Raw genomic sequence first — 20847 nt, 5'->3', positions numbered from 1 at the left:
TGGTGGGCCGACCGACCGATCGATCAGCAGCGCGGCAGGTCGACCGCGATTCGTGGCGCGTCGACAAGCGGCTGCACCGGCACGACCGGCGCCTTCGCTGACGCCGGCTCGGTCAGCTGGTAGACCACCTCGACGGTCTTGCCCTGCGGAATCGGGAACTGGAGATCGAAGACGGGGTGGCCGCGCTCTGCCCCGGTGAATGCGAAGGCCGGCTTGCCGTCCACGGTCACCTTGCCGAGCTTGGCGCCCTGGGTGGCGACGAGCGACAGGTTGGTCAGGTTGGTTCCGGCCGGTGCGCCCATCGGATTGTCGAACATCCCGGCGACGTACTTCGTGTAGTCGCCCGGCGGCAGTGTGTTGGTCAGCCGGACCTTCACGGTGGTTGCTCGGGTGTCTCCGGAGCAACTGTCTGCCGTGTAGTCGATTTCGCGCTGCAGGTAGTAGTCGAGCTTGTTGCCGCCGAGGTTGTTGACCACGACACCGGCGTACGGTGCGTCGTCGTCCGGAACGATGTGCCCCAGTGGCGTATCGGCCAGCACGTCCTGCTCGTCGGGCTGCGAACTCCACACCGCGAGGCGGCCTTCACTCGCAGCCCGTCCGAGAGCTTCCAGCAAGGCTTGCGGCTGGGAGATCTTGCCGGTCATGCGTTCGACAACCTTGCCGGCAATGTTCTGCAAGTACTGCTTTCGCGCGTTGTTGTCGGTGCCGAACCGGGTGTAGGCCGTCGACTCCGTCAACTCCACCACGTTGTCGGCGGTCACCTTCTCGCCGTCTGGCATGACGACCGGCCCGACGACTTTCAGTACGTAGCTGAGCGCGACGGGGTCGGTGGCGATGACGCCGTCGACCTGCGTTCCCGACTCCTGGGCCCACAGTGATCGCCAGATCTGCGCGGCGTACGGGAAATGTGAACTGGCATTGCTGTTGCGGAAGTCGGTGGTGGGGCGGCTCTGACCGTACTGACGCTCGAAGTCGGGACCGAGGTCGATGCCCTGCCGCCCGGCGAGCGACAGTTCGCGGTTGCTCGCGAGTTCGTCGACGCGGACAGCGCCGTCTACCGCGTGCAGTTCGCCGAACCCTCCGAGGAGTCCACCGGTTCCGCGGGCCTCGGCATTGGTCTGGAATCCGATGAAGTAGCTGCGGGGCCCATCGGCGCCGAGCATCGCGGGCGCGATCTCCGCCGCGGTCGATACGTTGCCGAGCAGTGACGACAGGTCCGTGGTCTGCCCCACGAGTTCTTGTCGTGGGCCGTCGATCTGGCTCACGAACGTGCTGTCGATCTCCGATGCTCGCACGGCCAGTTCGTCGGCCGCGGCTGCCGTCTCGGCAAGCACTGAGGCTGCGTCCCGTAGCCCGGTGAGGTCGATGCGCGCGCCGTCCAGCAGTAGTTGGTCGGGAGACAGGGCCGAGCCGGCTTCGACGGCGGGCCTGAGCACGTCCGACGCGAGGCCCTGGACGACGTCGGAAATCTGTCGGGTGGTGTCGAACGGACCGCCGATACCGGGGATCGCTGCCGCGATCCGCCAGCTCACCGAATCGGTGGCGTCCTTGGCTCGCCCGGCGTAGCGAGCGGCGTCGTCGGCGGAACGGACCGCCTCCTCCGAGTTACCCGCCAGTAGAGCATCTTTCGTCTGCGTCGCGAACTCGGCAGCCTCTTCAAGATTCAACTTGATCTGAGTGGCCTCGTATGCGACGTAGCCGCCCCAGGCGACCGCGACTGCCGCCGCAGATGCGGTCCCGATGACGATTCGTCGTCGGCGCTTCCTTTGTGTCGCTGCAGGTTGAACGGTTCTGCGCCGATTCGTGCGCCGTCGTGACGGTGCTTCCGTCGCGGTTTCGACGGACGACTCCTCGGACTTGGTCTGCTCCACTCGGTGAGCCCCCTTCGCTCGTGGTGTGTTTGGCAGGCTATCCCGTATCCGGACTGATCGAGCGTTCAAGTGGTGAACGCTTCTCGCGCACAGTAAGTTGGTTCTGTCCGATTCCCGCAGGTTGGGTCGGATGGGCTTCGTCGGGGCGGCAAGGCAGTTCGCGGACGGGGTTGTCGGGATGCCTGTTGAATTCAGAGGGGGGTCGGCGTGCGTCCGTTCCCGCTTGCGCCGGCACAGAACGCGCTTCTGGTCGCGCAGCAGCTGTTGCCCAATATCGCCATGACCGTCGCGGAGTACCTGGAGGTTCGCGGCGGAATCGACAGTGAAATGTTCATCGAGGCCTGTGATCAGGCAGCTCGCGACATCGGTTCGGGGACCGTGGTTCTCGTCGAGGTCGACGACGAGGTGCTGCAGACCCCGGTGCCGGACATCGACGATCGTCCGCACTTCCTCGACCTGTCGGGGGCCGACGATCCGCATGCCGCCGCGCTCGCCTGGATGACCGAGCGGACGGCCCGACCGATCGACCCGTTCTCGGACCGCCTCGCGGAAATGACGCTGATCCGGCTGCGCGACGACCTCCACTACCTGCACTACTTCGCTCACCACATCGTCATGGACGGTTCGGCGGCGCAGGTTCTCACCGACCGCATCTCCGAGGTCTACGGCGCCCTGGTCGAGGGCGCCGCGCCGCCGCCGACTTCGACGGCACCTGTCGAAGAGGTGTGGCGCAGCGTCGTCGCCTACAACGGGAGCACCAGGGAGGCCTCGGATCGCGAGTACTGGCGGGAGCGCCTGCTCGACCTGCCGCCGTCCGTCTCGATCGCAGATCGTCCCGGCCCGGTGACGACGCCCGCGCTGCGGTCGCCCGGCGAACTGCCCGCCGGCACTCTCACCGGAAGTGGCAGCGGGTCGGCGATGCCCGACGTGCCTGTGATCGTCGCCGGCTTCGCCGCATATCTGTCACGGGTACTGGGCGTGGGCGACATCGTGTTGAGCCTGCCGGTGTCCGCGCGCACGACGGCATTGCTGCGTCGATCGGCGGGTTCGGTGTCGAACGTCGTACCGCTGAGAGTGCGGGTAGACCCGTCGGACACGGTCGCAGACCTCGTGCGACGTGTGCAGATCGAGATGACGGGTGCGCTGCGACACCAACGGTTCCGCTACGAGGACATGCTCCGCGAACTGCCCGACGGCGAGGGCCGCACGGGGCTCGGCGGAGTGTTCGGGCCCGTCGTGAACATCCTGCAGTTCCCGCAGACGGTCGAGTTCGGCCCGGTCACCGGAGAACTGTTCGTCCTGTCGACCGGGCCGGTCGAGGACCTGTCGCTGACGGTCTACCCGGGTGGCGCGGATAGGGTCACGCGCCTGGACTTCGAAGCGAACCCGTCCCGCTACTCGACCGAGTCCCTGCACCGGCATCACAGCCGACTGCTCGCCTTCCTCACCGAGTTCGCGGCGTCCGGCGCTCAACTCGTGTCCGACGTGCCGTTCGGCCTCCCCGGCGAGACGGCGGGACTGACCCCTGCGGCGGGTCGGCCGGTACCGGGCCGGGAGGAGTTGCTTCCGAACGTTCTGATCCGCCACGCGGGATCCGGTGGTGTTGCGGTGCGCGCGGCCGGCGTGGAGATCACGTACGCCGAACTCGACGCTCGCTCGTCGGCGCTCGCGCGGCGTCTCATCTCCTTGGGGTGTGGACCCGAGGACGCGGTCGCGGTGTTGCTGCCTCGGTCGATCGATTCCGTCGTAGCCTTGTGGGCCATCGCCAAGACCGGCGCCGCCTACGTACCGGTCGACCCGGAACTTCCGCCGCTGCGGTTGGCGCAACACCTGGATGTCGTCGGTTTCGCGATCGGCCGCGGGGTGGAACTGCCCGGAAGCGTCGTCCTGCTCGTGGACCCGGACGCACCGGGCTTCTCGACCGCGCCGGTCACCGATGGCGAGCGGCTGCGACCGCTCCGTGCGGAGAACCCCGCATGGATCGTGCACACGTCCGGGTCGACGGGACAGCCCAAGGCCGTGGTGGTGTCACACCGCGGTATCGCGGGTCTGCTCTCGACGCTCCGAACCACGTATGCGGCGACTCCCGACTCACGCGTGCTGCACGTCGCGTCGCTGTCGTTCGACGCCTCGATCCAGGAGATCCTGACCGCCGCCGACGCCGGTGCCACTCTCGTGATCGCCGACGGCGACGTCGTCGCGGGCGATCCGCTGGCGCAGCTGATTGCGGCGGAGGGTGTGACGCACGTCGTGTCGTCACCGGCCGTGCTGGCGGCGACGCCGTCGGACGCCGTGCCGACACTGCGCATGCTGGATTCCGGCGGCGAAGTGCTGCCGGTGCCCGTGGCTCGGCGGTGGTCCGAGAACCGGGCGATGGTCAACGCGTACGGACCGACCGAGACCACGATTCTCGCGGCCGTGAGCGGCCGCATCGACGACGCGATGCTGGCCGGGGCGACGTCGGTTCCGGTGGGCCGGCCGGTGGACGGTTCGTCGATCGTCGTCCTCGATCCGCGGCTACGCGCCTGCCCGCCGGGCGTCGTCGGCGAGGTCTACGTGCTGGGCCCGTCGCTCGCCCGCGGGTACGCCCGCGACGCCGGATCGACCGCGGGACGCTTCGTGGCCTCGCCCTTCGGTGGCGGCCGGATGTACCGCACCGGCGACCTGGCCCGGTGGCGCGCGAATGGGACCCTCGACATCGTCGGACGGGTCGACCATCAGATCCAGTTGCGTGGGATCCGCGTCGAACCAGGCGAGGTCGATGCGCTCCTCGTCACCCACCGGGGTGTCCGCGCCGCGACGACCGTAGCCATCGACGAACGGCTGGTGACCTTCGCGTGCGGTGACGGACTGCGGCCGGATCGACTGCGCGAGTGGCTCGCGGAACGCCTGCCCGCCCATGCCGTTCCGTCCCGAGTGGTGTTGCTCGACTCGCTGCCGCTCACCGCGAGTGGGAAGGTCGACCGTGCCGTGCTCGTCGACCGAGCACCCACACCGGACGGCGCCCACGGTCGATCGGTGCACGGTGTGGTGGAGGAACTCGTCGCCGACGAGATGCAGCGCATCCTCGGTATCGAGGTGAACGCGTCGACGGACTTCTTCGACCACGGCGGCAACTCCCTGAGCGCCACCCGTCTCGCCGCGCGGGTCTCCGCGGTCACCGGACGCAGCGTGTCCGTTCGTGACGTCTTCACCCGTCGGACCGCCGCGGGTCTGGCTGCCGTCGTCGCGGGCGCGGCCGAGCGCCCGGCACTCGTTGCGGCCGATGACCGCTCTGCACCGCTCGCCCCGGCGCAGCGACGATTGTGGTTGCAGCACAAGCTCGATCCTTCGAGCACTGCCTACCACGTGCCGTTCGTCGTCGAGCTCGTGGGCGAGCTGTCGGAGGAGGCGCTGCGGGACGCTCTGGGTGACGTCCTCCGGCGGCACGCACCGTTGCGCACGGTGCTGACCGAGAACGCCGACGGGGAACCACGGCCGCGTCTCGTGGAAGTCGACCGGGCCGCTGTGCTCGGTACGCGGGACGTGCGCGATCGTGACGAATCCCAGCGGTTGATCGACGACTTCGTGTCCGAACCGTTCGACCTCGCGACCGACGTGCCGATCCGGTTCGCGCTGCACCGAATCGGCGACCGGTGTCACGAACTCGTCGTCGTGGCGCATCACATCGCTCTCGACGGACTCTCGTTCGCGCCGCTGATCGCCGATCTCACCGCGGCCTACACCGCTCGACGCGCAGGCGGGACGCCCGCGTGGGCCCCTCTGCCGGTGGATTACGCGGACTACGCGCGCTGGCAGCACGAACTGCTGGACTCGGGGATCCGTGACAGCGATCTCGGGTTCTGGGAGGGCGTGCTCGAGGGGGCTCCAGCCGTTCCCGGTGTGCCGCTGGATCGATCCCGGTCGGCAGTCCGCGGCCGCGCGGAGCGGGTCACGGCCAGCCTCGACAGTGAGGTGTGGACGGCGCTCGGCGCCGTGGCCAGGGGCATCGACGCGACGCCTTTCATGGTGTTGCATTCGGCGGTCGCGGTGCTGCTGTCGGCGATCACCGGCACGCCGGACACCCTGGTGGGGACTGCGGAGTCCGGCCGCAACGATCCGCTGCTCGACGAGTTGGTCGGAATGTTCGTGGGCACCGTGGCCCTGCGCGCGCACGTGCACGGCGATGCGACCTTCCCGGACCTCGTCGACGCAGTCCGGGCGTCCGACATCGACGCCTTCGTCCACGCCACCACGCCGTTCGACGTCGTCCAGGAGCGATGCGGGGGAGTACGGCTGCAGGCGATGCTCGCGTACGAGAGCTTCGCCGATCCGGCCCTCGTGTGGCCGGGGCTGGAAGTGCGAGGGCGGGCCGTGCCCGGAACGGACGCCCGGTCGGATCTCGAGATCGCGGTGCGCGAGACGGCAGCCGGCCTCGAGATCGGGTTCGTGTACGACTCGTCCGTCCTGGACCGGCGAACCGTGCAGGGCTGGGCGAGCTTGCTCGGGACCATCCTCGACCGCGTGGCCGTGGACCCGCATCGGCGCATCGCGGACCTGGTGACGGGCGGCACTCCCGACGTCGGGCCCGTCGCGCCTCGAACGCCGGTCACGCTGTCCGAGATCGCGAACGGGCCCACTCGCGTCGTGGACGCGGAAGGGCCTGCACGCAACATCGCTCCCGCGGCGGAGGCGCTGGCCCGGCATTTGTCAGCGCGGGGAGTCGCGAGCGGGGAGTTCGTCGGTATCCTGCTGCCCCGTTCCGTCGAGGCCGTCACCGCTGTTGTCGCGGTCGCGCGTGCGGGAGCCGCCTTCGTGCCGATCGATCCGCACCAGCCAGCGCCCCGTATCGCGACAATCCTCGCCGACAGCGGCGCGCGGTTCGTGATCGCCCGAGCGGACGCGGACCTCCCCGACGGTGTCCACCGGATCGATCCCGATGCGCTGGTGGACGCGAATCATGCGGAGCATGAGCCCTTTCCGACTCCGCATCCGGACTCCGCGGCGTATGCGATCTACACCTCGGGCTCGTCCGGCACACCCAAGGGTGTGGTCGTCACGCACCGCGGTCTCGGGCCGCTCACGACAACCCTGCGGCGCGCGTTCGCGATCACCGAACGATCCCGCGTGCTGCACGCCGCGTCTCCTGCGTTCGACGCATCGATTCTCGAGTACCTGCTCGTACTCGGATCCGGCGCCACCCTGGTCGTGGTGCCGGACGGCGTGTACGGGCCCGACGAGATCGCCGACATCGTTCGGACTCAACGAGTCACCCACTGGTTCTCGACCCCCGCGGTGCCCGCGCAGATCGATCCCGACGACCTCGACGACCTGCGCGTCCTGGGCCTCGGCGGAGAGGCGTGGGCGTGGGACACCGCCGCCCGATGGGCGCCCGGACGGACGCTGCTGAATCTGTACGGGCCTACCGAGTCGTCCATCGTCGCAACGATCAGCCGCCCGCTCGACGGGCTGTCGAATCCGCCCATCGGTGTGCCCGTCGACGGGTCGACCGTGGCCGTGCTCGACGCCGAGTTGCGTCCGGTCGGCGTCGGTGCGGTCGGCGAGTTGTACCTCGCAGGCCCCGGCCTGGCCCGTGGATACCTGGGCCGACCCGGCCTCACCGCCGAACGATTCGTCGCCTCGGTGCTCGGTCCCGGGCGCATGTACCGCACAGGTGATCTGGTTCGCCGACGGGTCGACGGCCAGTACGAGTACGTCGGCCGATCCGACCGTCAGATCCAGATCCGCGGCTTCCGTGTGGAACTCGGCGAGGTGGAGGCCGTGCTCACCGCCCACCCGGATGTCGACACCGCGATCGCGGTCGAACACGCGGGCACGGTCGCGGCTTTCGTCCACGGACGGGGGCACCTCGATGTCGAACGTCTCCGGGGGTTTGCTGCCGCGCGACTACCGCGGCACATGGTGCCCGGTGTGGTGACCGTGCTGGACACTGTTCCGTTGACCGTCGCGGGCAAGATCGACCGTGCCGCGCTGCCGGCTCCGGCCGCTCCCCGTCCCGACGCCAGGGAGTTTCACACGGCAGGCCAGCGCACGGTGGCCCGACTCATGTCCGAGGTGCTCGGTAGCGACGCCCTCGGACGTGACTCCGACTTCTTCGTGTACGGCGGGAACTCGCTGCTCGCGACGCAACTCGTGTCCCGTATCGGCTCGGAGACGGGCGTGCGCGTCGACGTGCGGGACGTGTTCGAGAACCCGACCGTCGCGGGCCTCGCCGGGGTCCTCGACGGGATCGACGGTTCACCGGTTCCGTGGCAACCGAGTGACAGTGACGAGCCGGCCCCACTGTCGCCGGCGCAGCAACGGATGTGGGTGCTGGCGCGCCGGCACACGTCCGCCGCGGACAACATCGCGTTCGCACTCGAGATCGAGGGAGAACTCGACACCGGCGTCCTGCGGACCGCGGTGTCGGACGTGCTCGAACGCCACGAGGCGCTCCGCACCGTCTTCCGGGAGATCGACGGACGTCCGGTCCAGGTGGTCGAGTCCGCAGCATCGGTACCCGAGGTCATCGAGGCGCCGAACGGCTGCGCGGACCGGTTGCAGGAGTTGGCAGCCCGTCCGATCGACATCACCTCGACCGCGCCGGTGCGCCTGGCCCTGTACCGCACGGGGAACACGTCCCACACTCTGGCCGTCGTCGCGCACCACGCGGTGCTGGACGGGCTGTCGGTGGTGCCGCTGTACCGCGATCTGACGGAGGCGTTCGAGGCTCGACGGCGCGGCACCGAACCGGGCTGGAGCCCTGTCCGGATGCGCTACACCGACTACGCGCGGTGGCAGCGGGAGTTGCTCGGCGATTCGTCGGAGCCGGGAAGCCGGGCGCACGAGGATCTTGCGTACTGGACCGAGCGTCTCGAGACGGCGCCGCAGGTCCTCGAACTGCCGTCCGATGGATCGAGAAGCGGCGAGTACGGTTCTGCCGCCGCCGGAACGGTGACCTTCACGATTCCGGCGGAACTGCATGCCGCGCTGGAGAAGGTGGCGTTGGAGTACGACGCCACCCCCTTCATGGTGGTGCACGCAGCGCTCGTGGTGCTGCTCGCCCGACTCTCGGGGAGCGACGACGTCAGCGTCGGAACCCCGGTGTCGGGACGCAGCGGACCCGGCCTGCACGACCTGGTGGGAATGCTGGTCGGCACGGTCGTGCTGCGCGCCACCGTCGATCAGACTCGTTCCTTCGTCGATCTGCTCGGCCGGATCCGCCGCGACGACCTCGACGCGCTCGCTCATGCGGAGACGCCGTTCGACCAGGTCGTCGCACGCGTGGCACCGCGAACCTCGGGTGCACACCACCCTCTGTTCCAGGTGATGCTCGCGTACGAGAACTTCGTGCCCGCCGAGGTCCCGGTGCCGGGACTCGACATTCGTGTCCATGAAATCCACAGCGGACAAACACGTTTCGATCTCGAGGTCACCCTTCGCGAGCGAGACCTCCGTATGGGTGAGGCGGCCGGGATCGACGGTGTGCTGACGTACTCTCGGGACCTGTTCGATCACGAGACCGTGGCCCGGTGGGCGGCTTGGCTCGTGCGGGTGCTCGAGACGGTCACCGACGATCCGACCGTCGTGGTCGACGCGATCGATCCGGTCGCGCGCGGTGGCGTGCTCGGTGGGCGACCCGAGGCTGTGGCCGAATCTCGCAGTGGGGTGTGTGCCGGGGTGACGTCGCTGGGCGAGTTGTTCGTCCAGCGTGCAGCCGAGCATCCCGATGCGGCGGCGGTGGTGGCGGGCGACGAACGCATCACCTACGCCGAACTCGATGCCCGGTCACGGTTGCTCGCGGGCAGACTCGCGGAGGCCGGGGTAGCCACCGAGGATGTGGTGGCGTTGGTTCTGCCACGCTCGGTGGACTTGATCGTCGCGATGATCGCGGTCGTTCGTGCGGGTGCCGCCTACCTGCCGCTCGACAGCACCCAGCCTCGCGATCGCCTCGACATGCTGATCGACCAGGTCGGGGCAGCACTGATCCTGCACGACGGCGGCTTCGGCGGCGACGGTCCTTCGCTCGAGATCGCATCCCCACCGGGGCGGCCGGATCTTGATCGATGCGGACCGCTCGACGTTGCGGTCCGGGACGATCAGGCGGCCTACGTGATCTACACGAGTGGGTCTACGGGCAGGCCCAAGGGCGTGACGGTGTCCCATGCGAACGTCCTGGCGTTGCTGGCGAACACGTTTGCAGGCTTCGGGTTCGGTCCGTCGGACGTCTGGACGATGTTCCACTCGCCGGCGTTCGACTTCTCGGTGTGGGAGATCTGGGGTCCGCTCGGCACGGGTGGCAGCATCGTGGTGGTCGATCATTTCGTGGCGAGGAGCCCCCGGGAACTACGTGAACTACTGGTGCGGGAGCGGGTATCGGTCCTCAATCAGACGCCGACCGCGTTCGCCCAACTGGTCGACGTGGCGGGGGAGCCCGACGATCTCGCCCTCCGACTGCTGATCTTCGGAGGCGAGGCCCTCGACGTCCGCAGGGTGTCGCCGTGGCTCGACAGACACCCGACGGTTCGCGCAGTCAACATGTTCGGCATCACCGAGACCACGGTGCACGCGACGTGGACCGACATCGCACCGGCCGAACCCGCCGACCGCAGCGTCATCGGTGTGCCGCTGCCGGGGCTGCAAGTCGACCTGCTGGACCGATCGCTGCGCCCCGTGCCGCCCGGAGTCGTCGGCGAGATGTACGTCGGCGGCCCGCAGGTGGCCCGTGGCTACCGTGGACGACCGGGACTCACCGCGGGGCGTTTCGTGGCCGCCCCGGATGGAAGGATCCGTTACCGGACCGGCGATCTCGCGCGTCTGCGCAACGATGGAACCTACGAGTACCGCGGCCGGTCGGACGACCAGTTGCAGGTGCGTGGGCACCGGATCGAACCCGGCGAGATCGTGCGGGCACTACGAGGTACCACCGGCGTCGTCGATGCCGCAGTGGCAGTGCGCGGCGGGCGGTTGGTGGCCTACGTCGTCGGCGCGGCCCGTACGGAGCACAGCCTCGCGCACCGGACGATCATCCAGGCCCTCCGGCGCGTGCTGCCCGACTACATGGTCCCCGCGACCGTCGTGACGATGGAGGCGCTGCCGCTCAATGCGAACGGCAAGGTCGACGCCGCGGCCCTGCCGGACCCGGTCGATGCCACGGTCCCGTCCGTCGTGACCGGCGGCGCGCGCAGCCCGCTCGAGGCGGTGGTGCTCGACGTCTGGAGTGACCTGCTCGGCGCTCCCGATCTCGGCCGCGACGACGACTTCTTCGACGTCGGTGGCAACTCCCTGCTCGCAACTCAGGTCGCCGGCCGGCTGACATCGACGACCGGTGTCGAGATCGGCGTCCGCGACGTCTTCGACGCCGCCACCGCCGCGGACCTGGCGAGGACGATCGAGACCCGGGTGGCACGGCCTGTGGGCAGCTCCGAACTGCGCGCGAGCACAACGCCGCTCGACGCCGGTCCGCTCTCTCCGGCCCAGCGCCGGCTGTGGTTCCAGCATCTCCTCGATCCCGCGTCCGACGTGTACAACCTGGCCTTCACGCTGCGCTTCTCGGGTGACCTGGTGATCGGCGCGCTGGAGGAAGCGGTGCGCGACGTCCTGCGCCGGCACCGAGTCCTGCGGACCACGTACACGACGGGACCCGACGGCCCGCTGCAGCGCGTGGGCGACGGCCCCGCCGTCGATCTGACACCGGTTGCGGTCCCGAGCGGCGGCCTGGACGATTTCGTGCGGTCTCTCGCCCGGAAGTCCTTCGACCTCGAAGCATCTGCGCCCCTGCGGTTTCGGCTGTATCGCACTGCGGACACCGAGCACGTCCTGGCGATAGTCGTCCATCACATCGTGGCCGACGGATGGTCCCTCGATCCGTTGTCGACCGACCTCGCGGAGGCCTACCGCGCGCGCGTCGAGGGGCGGTGCCCGCAGTGGTCACCGCTACCGCTCGACTATCTCGACCACGCGCGGTGGCAGAACACACACGTCGACGCGAACCTCGACGACTGGGTGGAGATCCTCGAAGGCGCCCCCACCGAATCGTCGCTGCCGCCGGACCGGGTCCGATCGGAGACGGTGAACCCCGAGGTCGGCGCGGTTCACGTCGCGCTTCACGGTGAACCCGCCGAGCGGGTCGCCGCGACGGCTCGCCGACATCGCTCGACCACGTTCATGACGATCCACGCCGCGCTGGCCGCAGTCCTGGCCCGGCACAACGACACCGACGACATCGTGATCGGCACGGCCGTCGCCGGTCGCGGCGATCCGCGACTGGATTCGCTCGTGGGCATGTTCGCCTCGACGCTGCCCCTGCGCACCGACGTCGGGGCCGGGCAGACGTTCGCGGACCTGCTAGAGCACGTGCGGGAGCGGGACATCGAGGCCTTCGCGCGGGTCGACACCCCGTTCGAGCGTATCGTCGAACGCGTTGCACCGGAACGGTATTCGGCGCGCCACCCGATCTTCCAGGTGGCGCTCGCCGTCCGCCGGCCGGGGAGCCTGCGATTCACCCTCCCGGGTCTCGAGGTCTCCGCGGCTCCGATCGAGTCGGCGAGCACGCAGTTCGACCTGCACGTCACTGTGACCGAGAAGCCCGACGGTCTCGACTTCGAATTCGCCTACCGCAGCGACCTGTACGAAGCTGCCACGATCGAGGCTTTCGCCGCACGCCTGATCCGCTTCCTCGACCAGGTCACCGCGGATCCCGGCCTGCCGATCGGTGACGTGGGCCTACTGACCGCGACGGAGCGCCGCGGTCTGGTGCCGGCGTCCGGCGCCGACGGATCCGTCGCCGGGCTGTGGCAGGTCCTGGCGGCCGGTGCCGCCGAACACCCCGACCGCGTGGCGGTGGCTGCAGGCGACCGCACCGTGACCTATCGCCAACTCGTCGTGCGCGCGGAGTCACTCGCCCGTGAGCTGGTCGCCCGAGGCGCGGGACCCGGCGTCCGGGTGGCCTGTGCGGTGCCGCGCTCGCTCGACTCGGTGACGGCGGTGTGGGCGATCGCTCGCACCGGTGCAGCTCCGGTGATGATCGACCCGGAGCATCCGGCCGCTCGGATCCAGCTGATGCTCGAGGCGTGCGGTGCACGCACAGGCGTGACGACCGCCGAGGCCGTCGTGAGCCTGCCGTCGCGCGTCGAATGGGTCGACGTCGCTGCGTCCGGCACCGGTGTCCTGGGAGAGCCGGAAATTCACCCCGACGACGCGGCCTACGTGGTGTTCACCTCGGGCACGACCGGCCACCCCAAAGCGGTCGTCCTCACGGCGCGCGGCCTCGGCGCGTTCGGTGACGACCTCGCCGAGATCTTCGCTGCGGACGCCGATTCGAGGGTCCTGCACGTCGCAGGACCCGGGTTCGACATGGCGCTGCTCGAGATGCTGCTGGCGGGTATGTCGGGCGCCCGACTCGTGGTGGCTCCCGGATCGGCCTACGGCGGGCCGGAACTCACCGAGTTGATTGCCGCCGAACGCGTCACCCACGCCTGCCTCACGCCGTCCGTCGCGTCGAGCGTCGCCGCCGGATCGTTCCCGAACCTTGCGACGCTGATGCTCGGCGGCGAGCGGGTCACCGACGATGTGTCGGCACGGTGGGGTGAGGGGCGCAGGCTCTTCATCGGGTACGGCCCGGCCGAGGCGACGGCATTCGCGACGTGGGCGGGTCCACTGGCCCCGTCCGACCGACCGCTGATCGGACGGCCCGCCCGCGGCATCGATGCCGTCGTGCTCGATCGACGCCTGCAGCCTGTGCCGCCGGGGGTGACCGGCGAGCTGTACCTGGCGGGTGACCGGCTCGCCGCCGGATACGACGGCGACGGTGCTCGGACAGCGGAGCGGTTCGTTGCGGCGCCGGGTGGCCGCCGCCTGTACCGGACCGGAGACCTCGTGCGGTGGATCGAGACACCGGCCGGTGCGATGCTCGACTTCCGCGGACGGAGCGACGACCAGGTCAAGATTCGCGGAGTGCGTGTCGAACCCGCCGAGGTCGACGCCGTACTCCGGAGCCTGCCCGGCGTGCGGAGCGCCGTCACCGTCCCGCGCGAGCACGGTGACGGGCATGCCCTGTACTCGTATGTCGTGCCGGAGAGTTGCGATCCGGCACGATTGCGTGCGGCGCTCGTCGACCGGTTGCCCGCGCCGATGATCCCCACCGCCATCCTCACGACGGACTCGATCCCGCTGACCGCGAACGGGAAGGTCGACGCCGGTCGGCTCCCCAAGCCGGTGCGGGAGCGAAGCGGCGCGCCGACGAATCCCACCGAGGCCCTGGTCGCGGAGGCGTACTCCGCGGCGCTCGGGACCGACGTGGACCGTCTGGACGACTTCTTCGTCGTCGGAGGCGATTCCCTGCTCGCGACGGCCGTCGTGTCCCAGCTGCGGGCACGGCTCGGACGCGAGGTCCCGCTGCGTCTGCTGTTCGACGAGCCGACCGTCGCGGGCCTCGCCGCCGCGATCGAGGGCGGCCGGTTCGCGGCAGCCGACGGCGGACCCGTCGCGGGCAACCGGCCGGAGCGTCTGCCGCTCAGCCGGGCCCAGCAACGGATGTGGACCCAGCGTCGGACCGGCGGCGTCGAACGGTATCGGCTGGGGGCGCGGGTGGAACTGCGCGGTCCGCTGGTTCCGGACGCCTTGCACGCCGCATTGACGGACGTCGTGGAACGTCACGAAATTCTGCGCACCTTCTACTCCCACGACGCCGCCGGCCCGTACGCGTCGATCGGGACCGCGGGACGTACCGACCCGCACGACGACGCGGTCCCGTTGCGTGTGGCCCTCCGAGCCGACGGCCCCCGGACCCACACGCTCGAGGTCGAACTCGATCACCTTGCCGCGGACGGTGCGTCGGTCGCGATCCTGGTGACCGACCTCGTGACGGCGTACGAGGCACGGCTCGTCGGCGACGCGCCGCGTTGGGCGCCGTTGCCGGTGCAGTATGTCGACTACGCGCTGTGGGAACGCGACACGGCGTCCCGTGGCCGGGACACCGAATTCTGGACGCATGCTCTCGCGGACTTCGATCCGGCTCTGCTTCCCTCGGTGACCACCCCCGGGACGGAACCGGGCCCGGTCGGCTCGATCGACTTCGAGATCGACGCCGACGTCACTGCACACCTGGCACACCTGGCAGCCTCGCGTGGAGCGACCGAGTTCATGGTCCTGCACGCGGCACTCGCGGCCACCGTGGCCCGCCTCTCGGGGCAGACGGACGTGGGGATCGCCGCAGTCGTGTCGGGTCGCCGGTACCCGCAACTGATTCCGGTCGTCGGGCCGTTCGTGGACACCGTCGTCTTGCGCGCCCGGGTGGAACCGGGGATGCCGTTCGCCGGGCTGCTGGGACAGGTGCGCGACTTCGACGTCGCGGCGCTGGACCGCGCCGCGGCCCCGATCGAGGACGTACTCCGGTCGACCGGACTGTCGACACCCCAGGTGGCGCTCGCTCTCCAGGACTTCACGATCCCCGCGCTGCACGTGGGTGATCTGAGCATCGAGGCACACGAAACCGAACCGGCCACCGCCGACTTCGACATCCGCTTCACGCTGTGGCACAACGAATCCGGTGGTCTGACGGGCCGACTGCTGCACGACGTCTCGCGTTTCGCCCGCCCGGACGCGGAGCTGCTGGCGCGGCAGTTCACCGCGGTCGTCGGTGCTGCCGCCGCAGCTCCCGGTACCACCGTGGGGCATCTGCCGTTGCTCACCGCGCCGGCGCGGGCGTCCGAGGCCGACTGCGAGCCGACGACCCTGGCCTCGATGCTGCGGGCCACCGCGGCGGCGTTTCCGGATCGGCACGCGGTGACCGACGGTGAGAACACGCTCACGTACCGCGAACTTGACGAGCGATCCGACGCGTCGGCTCGTCGAATGTCCGACGAGGAGGGGATCGGTCCGGAGGACGTCGTCGCGCTTCCACCGACACGGTCGATCGAGCGTGTGGTGCAACTGTGGGCGGTGGCGAAGACGGGGGCGGCGTTCGGCGAACACGACCACCGTTCCACCAGGGGCAGTAAGTCACTCGTGGATGCTGCGTCGGCCGTCGACACGCTCGCCTACGTCATCACGACGTCCGGCTCCACCGGCACCCCCAAGCAGGTCGCCGTGACACACCGGGGTCTGGCGGCGCTCGCCGCCGAGGCTCGCCGGCGTTACCGCGTCGGCCCCGGCGACCGTGTGCTGCACGGCTACGATCCGGCCTTCGACGCCGCGCTGCTCGAGATGCTGCTCGCCCACACGTCGGGTGCGACACTGGTCGTCGCGCCGCCGGACGTGTTCGCGGGAGCGCCGCTGCACGATCTTCTGCGCCGACAGCAGGTCACTCACTTCCTCTCCACCCCCGCGGTACTCGCGACGCTCGACGCCGAGGGCCTCGACCACTTGCAGGTCGTGGCCAGCGGCGGTGAGAGCCTGGCGCCGGAGACGGTACGGGCCTGGCGCACCGGCCGCCGGATGCTCGACGCGTACGGACCGACGGAGTCGACCGTCGTCGCCCTGCTCGCCGATATCGGTGACGAGATCCTTCTGGGGGAGCCCATCCCCGGCACCGGGGTGCTGGTGCTCGACACCGCTCTGCATCCGGTTCCGCTCGGAGGCGTCGGCGAGATGTACCTCACCGGCGACGGTCTGGCTCGCGGCTACCTGGACGCCCCGGGGGAGACGGCGGCGCGGTTCGTGGCCTCGACGCACGGAACCGGACGGATGTACCGAACGGGCGACCGGGTTCGGGTGGGCTTCGACGGACGGCTTCGCTTCCTGGGCCGCGTCGACCGCCAACTCAAGATTCGCGGTGCACGCGTGGAGCCGGCGATGGTCGAGTCGGCACTGTTGCAGGACAGCGCGGTCCGGCGGGCGGCGGTGACGGCGGTGGACGGCGCCCTCGTCGCCTTCGTCTGTGGCGACCGGATCGATCCCGAAGAAGTGCTGCGCGCGGTCACTCGGACGTTGCCGCCGACGTCGGTGCCGTCACGTCTGCACGTACTGGATCGGCTCCCGACGACGAGCAACGGCAAGACCGACTTCCGGTCGCTGACCGAACTCGCACGCGAACTCGCGGACACGTCCAGCGATCGCCCGCTCTCCGGCACGGAGTCGGTCGTCGCCGCGGTAGTCTCCGACGTCCTCGGGCACCGTGTCGACGTCGACGCCGGGTTCTTCGCAGTCGGCGGGCATTCGCTCGCTGCCGTCGAGGTCGCCGGACGCCTGGCGCAGTCGCTCGGCCGGGACGTCGCGCCGCGTGCCGTGCTCGAGGCGCCCACGCTCGCCGCGCTGGCCCGCACGATCGACACCGGGGCCGCCTCCGCCCGTTCCGAACTCGTCCGGACCGACACGGAGCCGGTGCCGATCGCTCCGGCACAGCGCCGGTTGTGGCTGCTCCATCGCGCCGAACCCGACAGTGCCGACTACGTCATGCCGATCGTCGTCCGGTTCGGCGAATCCCTCGACCCGCGCGCGCTCGCCGCGGCCGTCCGCGACGTGGTGGATCGGCACGAAGCGCTGCGGACGTACTACCCGGACGAGACGCGTCAGGCGGTCGCGAGCAGCGGGGACGTCGAGGTCGCGATCGTCCACGAGCCCTTGTCCCGCAACGAGCTCGACCGATGGATCGGACGGATGGCATCCCGGCCGTTCGACCTGACGTCGAGGCCGCCACTGCGCGCGGCACTGCTGCGGGCGGAGTCGGCCGAGTGGATTCTCGTCGTCGTGACGCACCACATCGCCGTGGACGGAGCCTCCGTGGCCCCGCTGCTCGGTGACGGAGCGCGAGCGTACGCGGCGAGAGCCGGCGGAGTCGCACCACAGTGGGAGTCGCTGCCGTTGCGGTACCGCGATTTCGCGCACTGGCAGGTGCGACTGCTCGGCGATCTCGACGACCCGGACAGTGTGGGCGGCCGGCAGTTGGCGTACTGGGCGCGCGCCCTGACCGGCGCACCCGACGGCCCGCTCGCGCTCCCCTTCGACCGTCCGCGTCCCGCGGTTCCCACCCACGTCGGCGGCACCGTGCACGCCGTCGTCGGCCCCGAACTCCACGCGGCGCTCGTCGATTCCGCGCGCCGCCAGGGCGTCACGGTGTTCATGATCCTGCACGCGGCCCTCGCCGCGCTGCTGGCGCGGTACGGCGGCCGCGACGACGTCACGATCGGCACCGTCGTCAGCGGACGCCCCGACGCGCGCCTGGACTCGGTGGTCGGCATGTTCGTCGGCACGCTCGCGCTGCGCACGGTGGTCGACCGCGCCGAATCGTTCGGCGAGTTCCTCCGCCGGGTCCGCGACGTCGACCTCGGTGCTCTCGCGCACGCCGACGTCCCGTTCGACGACGTCGTCGCGCGGGTCGCACCCCACCGAAACCGCGCGCACCATCCGCTGTTCCAGGTTCTGCTGGCGCACTCGGCAGCCGCACCCGAACTGCCCGACCTACCGGGCCTCGACCTCGCCGACGCCGGACCGGGTGCGCCGCCCGCGCAGTTCGACCTGGTGTGGGACACGACCGAGCGCGCCGACGGGCAAGGCGTCGACGTCCGCGTCGTGTACGCCACCGATCTGTTCGACGCCGCCACCGTCGACGGTCTCGCAGCGGCCTGGGTCGGGCTGCTCGAGCAGGCCGCGGCCGATTTGTCGACGGCGGTAGGCGACCTGGCGTTGCCGGAGCACCCGCCGCTCACCGTGGACACGGCGCCGCCGGAGCTGGGTCTGGCCGAGATTCTCGCCGAGACCGTGCAGCGGTACCCGGACCGGGAGGCGCTCCGCTGTGGCGACGAAAGCTGGACCTACACCGAACTGGCCGCCGCAGCCGAGGATCGCTCGCAGGAACTGAAGGCTCACGGAGTGCAGGCCGGCGACATCGTGCCCGTCGACGCGGTCCGCGGAGCGCGCTGGGTGGTCGAGGTGTGGGCGCTGAGCCGGCTGGGGGCGGCCTGGGTGCCGATCGATCCGTCGCACCCCGAGCAACGTCGCCGCAATCTGCTCGACGGCGCCGCGAGCGCGTCGGGTGACGGCCTCGCGTACCTGCTCTTCACGTCGGGCAGCACCGGCGTCCCGAAGGGTGTCGCCGTCACCCACGGGGGACTCTCGACACTCGTGGACGTGCAGCGACGGGAACTCGACGTCACGCCGGAAGCAGTGGTGCTGCAGGCCGCCACGCCGACGTTCGACGCGTGCGTGTTCGAACTGCTGGCGGCTCACGCCCACGGCGCCACCCTGGTCTGCGCGCCCGCGTCGATCTACGCCGGCACCGACCTGCAGGGACTCGTCGAACGCGAGGGCGTCACCCACGTCAATCTGACACCGACTGTGCTCGCCACACTGGACCCCGCCGCGTTCAGCCGATCGCTGACGGTCGTGTCGGCGGGCGAGGTCCTCTCGGAGAGGACGGCCGCCGCGTGGGCCGGTCACCGCCTGTACAACGGGTACGGTCCCACGGAGTGCACTGTCGGAGCGACGCTCGGTCCGGTCGCTCACCGCGGGCCGGTCACCATCGGACTACCGATGGCGGGCAAGACCGTTCGGATTCTCGACCCGCGACTGCGGCCGGTGCCCACCGGTGTCGTCGGGGAGCTGTATGTGGGCGGTGCCGGACTGGCTCGTGGGTACCACGGTGCGCCCGGGGCAACGGCGGGAAGATTCGTGGCGGACCCGTTCGCCCCGGGTGCGCGCCTCTTCCGGACCGGCGACCTCGCCCGGGTGCGGGCGGACGGCTCCGTCGAGTACGTGGGACGCAGCGACGATCAGGTACAGATCAACGGGGTGCGAGTGGAACCGTCCGAAGTCGACGCGGCCCTCGCCGCCGCCCCGTCGATCCGTACGTCGGCCACCGTGCCGATCCGGCAGTCGAACGGTGAACGCACTCTTGTCTCCTACGTGGTGGCACGGGCCGGCGCCGACCTCGACGCGGCGCAGGTCCGAGCCGATCTCGCGAGACTTCTGCCGCGCCATCTCGTTCCGAGCGCCGTGGTGCACGTGGAGCGGATTCCGACGACGCCCGGCGGCAAGGTGGACCGGGCAGCACTCCCCGATCCCTACCTGGGCGTCCTCGATCAGGAGACGACGCCCCCGGAAGGGCCCGTGGAACGGGCGGTGGCTGCTGCGATGGCCGACGTGCTGGGCCGTGGTTCCGTTCCCCGGGACAGGAACTTCTTCGAACTCGGCGGAACCTCCCTGGGCATCGTACGATTGGCGGCGCGACTGCGCGACGACCACGGCTACGACGTGGCGCTGCGCGAACTCCTCGCCGATCCGTCCGTCGCCTCGATCGCGGATCGAGTCGTCGCCGGCAGTGTCGAGGCGGATCCGCTCGCGACCGTAGTGGCCCTCAACGATCCTGTGAATCCGGCTGAGCCACCGCTGTTCTGCGTGCATCCCCTCAGCGGACTCGCATGGTCCTATACGGGCCTGTCGGGGTCGACCGGCGGTCGGCCGCTGTACGGCTTGCAGGCCACGGGTGAGGACGGAATGCCCGACGGGATCGGCGGGCTCGCGGCGCGCTACGTCGACCGCGTGCGGGCGATCCAGCAGCAGGGCCCCTACCACCTGCTGGGATGGTCGCTGGGCGGAAACATCGCGCACGAGATGGCGGTGCGGTTGCAAGACATCGGAGAGGACGTGGCGAGCCTGACCATCCTGGACGCGATGCCGGCCACCGCCGTCCCCGATGCCGGCGCACCCGACACCGCGCCGGTCACGGAGCTGCCGGACGGGCTGGACCCGGGGACCGCCGAGCGAGTGCTGCGCACCGGCGAGGCCCTCGAGACGATGGCGTACCGCCACCGACCCCGCGTATTCGACGGCGATGTGACGCTGTTCGTCGCCACGCGGGAGTCCGACGGGCGTCCTGCACTGGGCAAGCTGTGGGAGCCGTTCGTCAGGGGAACGGTGGCGGAGCAGCTGGTGGACTGCGCGCACGCGGACATGAGTTCCGCCGCCGTCCTCGATCGCGTGGGGAAGTTTCTGGAGGGCGCGACGGGAGGCGAGCCGTGACATCCGCTCGCGCATAAAGTTATCGAAAGCTTGGCAAAGG

At 70.2% G+C, this 20847-nt stretch carries 2 protein-coding genes; one reads left to right on the top strand and one right to left on the bottom strand.

Annotated features, from left to right (window positions below; genetic code table 11):
• Positions 1-23: 23 nt before the first annotated feature.
• Positions 24-1871, bottom strand: coding sequence for a DUF4012 domain-containing protein (locus C7H75_RS20980; protein ID WP_106851779.1), 1848 nt, complete (start codon positions 1869-1871; stop codon positions 24-26).
• A 279-nt stretch (positions 1872-2150) separates the two neighbouring features.
• Here C7H75_RS20980 and C7H75_RS20975 point away from each other — a divergent pair, with 279 nt between their 5' ends.
• Positions 2151-20807, top strand: coding sequence for a non-ribosomal peptide synthetase (locus C7H75_RS20975; RefSeq protein ID WP_449421210.1), 18657 nt, complete (start codon positions 2151-2153; stop codon positions 20805-20807).
• Positions 20808-20847 lie beyond the last annotated feature (40 nt).

Source organism: Rhodococcus (subgen. Prescottella) equi (assembly GCF_003013675.1).
Taxonomy (GTDB): domain Bacteria; phylum Actinomycetota; class Actinomycetes; order Mycobacteriales; family Mycobacteriaceae; genus Prescottella; species Prescottella equi.
The sequence above is the reverse complement of the archived record's forward strand: the minus strand, read 5'-3'. Positions and strand labels throughout refer to the sequence as shown.